Origin of the sequence: Formivibrio citricus (genome assembly GCF_900115065.1) — a bacterium.
Lineage (GTDB): Bacteria > Pseudomonadota > Gammaproteobacteria > Burkholderiales > Chitinibacteraceae > Formivibrio > Formivibrio citricus.
Genome location: NZ_FOVE01000035.1, coordinates 1 through 5,253, shown reverse-complemented (window position 1 = coordinate 5,253; position 5,253 = coordinate 1). Strand labels below are relative to the sequence as shown.

Sequence of the window (5,253 nt, the reverse complement as noted above, 5' to 3'; positions counted from 1 at the left end):
GGGGTTTTCTGAGGGGAAGTCTGGCGATGACCTACTTTCACACGGGAGCTCCGCACTATCATCGGCGCTGAGGCGTTTCACTGTCCTGTTCGGAATGGGAAGGAGTGGGACCGCCTCGCTAAGGTCGCCAGACATAACTGGTTGTGGGCTGTTCTTTGAACAGCACACTGAATCTGGAAGAAGTAACACTAGGTTTGATTGTTCGCTTACGCGTTTCAGATTATAGGATCAAGCCGCACGGGCAATTAGTATCGGTTAGCTTAACGCATTACTGCGCTTCCACACCCGACCTATCAACGTCCTGGTCTCGAACGACCCTTCAGGGGACTTGAAGTCCCAGGGAAATCTCATCTTGAGGCAAGTTTCCCGCTTAGATGCTTTCAGCGGTTATCTCTTCCGCACTTAGCTACCCGGCGATACCACTGGCGTGATAACCGGTACACCAGAGGTGCGTCCACTCCGGTCCTCTCGTACTAGGAGCAGCCCCCCTCAAATTTCCAACGCCCACTGCAGATAGGGACCAAACTGTCTCACGACGTTTTGAACCCAGCTCACGTACCACTTTAAATGGCGAACAGCCATACCCTTGGGACCGGCTACAGCCCCAGGATGTGATGAGCCGACATCGAGGTGCCAAACTCCGCCGTCGATGTGAACTCTTGGGCGGAATCAGCCTGTTATCCCCGGAGTACCTTTTATCCGTTGAGCGATGGCCCTTCCATTCAGAACCACCGGATCACTATGTCCTGCTTTCGCACCTGCTCGACGTGTCAGTCTCGCAGTCAAGCTACCTTGTGCCATTACACTATCAGTACGATGTCCGACCGTACCTAGGTAACCTTCGAGCTCCTCCGTTACACTTTGGGAGGAGACCGCCCCAGTCAAACTGCCTACCATGCACGGTCCCCGATCCGGATGACGGACCAAGGTTAGAACCCCAAACACACCAGGGTGGTATTTCAAGGACGGCTCCACGATGACTAGCGTCACCGCTTCATAGCCTCCCACCTATCCTACACAAGTCTGTTCAAAGTCCAATGCAAAGCTACAGTAAAGGTTCACGGGGTCTTTCCGTCTAGCAGCGGGGAGATTGCATCTTCACAAACACTTCAACTTCGCTGAGTCTCGGGAGGAGACAGTGGGGCCATCGTTACGCCATTCGTGCGGGTCGGAACTTACCCGACAAGGAATTTCGCTACCTTAGGACCGTTATAGTTACGGCCGCCGTTTACTGGGACTTCAATCAAGAGCTTGCACCCCATCATTTAATCTTCCAGCACCGGGCAGGCGTCACACCCTATACGTCGACTTTCGTCTTGGCAGAGTGCTGTGTTTTTGATAAACAGTCGCAGCCCCCATTTCTCTGCGACCCATTTGGGCTCAGTCCGCAGGGACTTCACCTACTCTGGGCACACCTTCTCCCGAAGTTACGGTGTCAATTTGCCGAGTTCCTTCTCCCGAGTTCTCTCAAGCGCCTTAGAATTCTCATCCTGCCCACCTGTGTCGGTTTGCGGTACGGTTCAATGTAAGCTGAAGCTTAGTGGCTTTTCCTGGAAGCAGGGTATCAGTTACTTCAGTCTCTAGGAGACTTCGTCATCACGCCTCAGCGTTAAGGAGATCCGGATTTGCCTAAACCTCCCGCCTACACGCTTAAACCACCTATTCCAACAGATGGCTAACCTAACCTTCTCCGTCCCCACATCGCACTTACACCAAGTACAGGAATATTAACCTGTTTCCCATCGACTACGCTTTTCAGCCTCGCCTTAGGGGCCGACTCACCCTGCGCCGATGAACGTTGCGCAGGAAACCTTGGGCTTTCGGCGAGCGGGCTTTTCACCCGCTTTATCGCTACTCATGTCAGCATTCGCACTTCCGATATCTCCAGCATCCTTTACAAGACACCTTCACAGACCTACGGAACGCTCTCCTACCATATATGCAAAGCATATATCCGCGTCTTCGGTTCATAGTTTGAGCCCCGTTACATCTTCCGCGCAGGACGACTCGACCAGTGAGCTATTACGCTTTCTTTAAATGATGGCTGCTTCTAAGCCAACATCCTGGCTGTCTGTGCCTTCCCACCTCGTTTTCCACTTAACTATGCATTTGGGACCTTAGACGGCGGTCTGGGTTGTTTCCCTCTTGACACAGGACGTTAGCACCCCATGTCTGTCTCCCACGCTCGCACTCTTCGGTATTCGGAGTTTGCCATGGTTTGGTAAGTCGCGATGACCCCCTAGCCATAACAGTGCTCTACCCCCGAAGGTGATACGTGAGGCACTACCTAAATAGTTTTCGGAGAGAACCAGCTATTTCCAAGTTTGTTTAGCCTTTCACCCCTATCCACAGCTCATCCCCTAGTTTTGCAACACTAGTGGGTTCGGACCTCCAGTACCTGTTACGGCACCTTCATCCTGGCCATGGATAGATCACTTGGTTTCGGGTCTACGCCCAGCAACTCAACGCCCTATTCGGACTCGGTTTCCCTACGCCTCCCCTACTCGGTTAAGCTCGCTACTGAACGTAAGTCGCTGACCCATTATACAAAAGGTACGCAGTCACCCCACTAGGAGGCTCCCACTGTTTGTATGCATCCGGTTTCAGGTTCTATTTCACTCCCCTCCCGGGGTTCTTTTCGCCTTTCCCTCACGGTACTGGTTCACTATCGGTCGATGATGAGTATTTAGCCTTGGAGGATGGTCCCCCCATCTTCAGACAGGATTTCTCGTGTCCCGCCCTACTTGTCGTGTGCTTAGTACCACAAATGACTTTTCACATACGGGGCTATCACCCACTATGGCCGGACTTTCCATTCCGTTCTGTTAAGTCTTCTGCTATCACACACAGGCTCTTCCCATTTCGCTCGCCACTACTTTGGGAATCTCGGTTGATTTCTTTTCCTCGGGGTACTTAGATGTTTCAGTTCTCCCGGTTCGCTTCGCATGACCTATGTATTCAGTCATGGATACCCTAAAAGGGTGGGTTTCCCCATTCGGACATCGTGGGATCAATGCTTGGTTGCCAACTCCCCCACGCTTTTCGCAGGCTTTCACGTCCTTCGTCGCCTATCATCGCCAAGGCATCCACCAGATGCACTTATTCGCTTGATCCTATAATCTCAAACACGTAATACGCATTTTCGATCAGTTGAAACTCGCGTTTGCTCGTTACTGCGCTTACAGTAACTTGCGATGCAATCAAACCCAACTTCGTTAACCAGCCACTTTCGCAGCCAGCCAACCTTCGTTGTTTTTGAGTATTACTTCTTCCATTTTTTTAAAGATCGATACAGTCTTACTGATTTAAGCAATCAGAAATAAACATGCTTTTTAAACACGCTTGTTTCTGAGGACTTGGTGGAGGATGACGGGATCGAACCGACGACCCCCTGCTTGCAAAGCAGGTGCTCTCCCAGCTGAGCTAATCCCCCAGTCGTTTCTTTGTTTCGAGCTTCCCTTTGGTCAACGATCATCGAGCGATGCTAGGAGCAGGTGGGCGCCGTGTACATCTTTCAGTACACAAGCCCGCTTGCGACAACGCAGCGCGATGGTGAGCGTTAGACCAAATGGTGGGTCAGATAGGAATCGAACCTATGACCCCCGCCTTATCAAGACGGTGCTCTAACCGACTGAGCTACTGACCCAGCTCTCTGTATCTTTACTCGCAACCGATGAGTGTAGGTACCTGACCAAGCAACCTTTCTCTTGAAAGGAGGTGATCCAGCCGCAGGTTCCCCTACGGCTACCTTGTTACGACTTCACCCCAGTCATGAATCCCGCCGTGGTAACCGTCCTCCCGAAGGTTAGACTAGCTACTTCTGGCGAAACCCACTCCCATGGTGTGACGGGCGGTGTGTACAAGGCCCGGGAACGTATTCACCGCGACATGCTGATCCGCGATTACTAGCGATTCCGACTTCATGCACTCGAGTTGCAGAGTGCAATCCGGACTACGATCGGTTTTATGAGATTGGCACCACCTCGCGGCTTAGCGACCCTCTGTACCGACCATTGTATGACGTGTGAAGCCCTGGTCATAAGGGCCATGAGGACTTGACGTCATCCCCACCTTCCTCCGGTTTGTCACCGGCAGTCCCATTAAAGTGCCCAACTTAATGATGGCAACTAATGGCAAGGGTTGCGCTCGTTGCGGGACTTAACCCAACATCTCACGACACGAGCTGACGACAGCCATGCAGCACCTGTGTTACGGCTCCCGAAGGCACTCTTCTATCTCTAAAAGATTCCGTACATGTCAAGACCAGGTAAGGTTTTTCGCGTTGCATCGAATTAATCCACATCATCCACCGCTTGTGCGGGCCCCCGTCAATTCCTTTGAGTTTTAACCTTGCGGCCGTACTCCCCAGGCGGTCAACTTCTCGCGTTAGCTTCGTTACTAAGATCCGAAAATCCCAACAACCAGTTGACATCGTTTAGGGCGTGGACTACCAGGGTATCTAATCCTGTTTGCTCCCCACGCTTTCGTGCATGAGTGTCAGTGTTAGCCCAGGGGGCTGCCTTCGCCATCGGTGTTCCTCCGCATCTCTACGCATTTCACTGCTACACGCGGAATTCCACCCCCCTCTGCCACACTCTAGTCAGACAGTCACCAACGCAGTTCCCAGGTTGAGCCCGGGGCTTTCACGTCGGTCTTGTCAAACCACCTGCGCACGCTTTACGCCCAGTAATTCCGATTAACGCTTGCACCCTACGTATTACCGCGGCTGCTGGCACGTAGTTAGCCGGTGCTTATTCTTTTGGTACTCTCATCCCCACAGGGTATTAACCCGCAGGATTTGCTCCCAAACAAAAGGGCTTTACAACCCGAAGGCCTTCTTCACCCACGCGGCATTGCTGGATCAGGCTTGCGCCCATTGTCCAAGATTCCCCACTGCTGCCTCCCGTAGGAGTCTGGGCCGTGTCTCAGTCCCAGTGTGGCGGATCGTCCTCTAAGACCCGCTACTGATCGTCGCCTTGGTGGGCCTTTACCCCACCAACTAGCTAATCAGACATCGGCCGATCTATTAGCGTGAGGCCTTGCGGTCCCCCACTTTCACCCTCAGGTCGTATGCGGTATTAGCACTCCTTTCGAAGCGTTATCCCCCACTAATAGGTACGTTCCGATGCATTACTCACCCGTTCGCCACTCGCCGCCAGACCGAAGTCCGCGCTGCCGTTCGACTTGCATGTGTAAAGCATGCCGCCAGCGTTCAATCTGAGCCAGGATCAAACTCTTTAGTTGAAATACTAA

Annotated in this window: 2 tRNA genes and 3 rRNA genes; all 5 read right to left on the bottom strand. The window is 52.5% G+C overall.

Features of this window, described 5'->3' with window-relative positions:
- Positions 1-18: 18 nt before the first annotated feature.
- The 5 genes from rrf to BMZ36_RS14100 all read right to left on the bottom strand — a co-directional run bounded on the left by rrf (position 19) and on the right by BMZ36_RS14100 (position 5,244).
- Positions 19-132: ribosomal RNA gene (gene rrf, locus BMZ36_RS14120) — 5S ribosomal RNA — on the bottom strand.
- 92 nt (positions 133-224) lie between these two features.
- Positions 225-3,113 (bottom strand): 23S ribosomal RNA (locus tag BMZ36_RS14115).
- Between the two features lie 244 nt (positions 3,114-3,357).
- Positions 3,358-3,433, bottom strand: a tRNA-Ala gene (locus BMZ36_RS14110).
- A gap of 136 nt (positions 3,434-3,569) precedes the next feature.
- Positions 3,570-3,646, bottom strand: a tRNA-Ile gene (locus BMZ36_RS14105).
- A 64-nt stretch (positions 3,647-3,710) separates the two neighbouring features.
- Positions 3,711-5,244, bottom strand: a 16S ribosomal RNA gene (locus BMZ36_RS14100).
- The 16S, 23S and 5S rRNA genes sit together here with 2 tRNA genes alongside, the layout of an rRNA operon.
- Positions 5,245-5,253 lie beyond the last annotated feature (9 nt).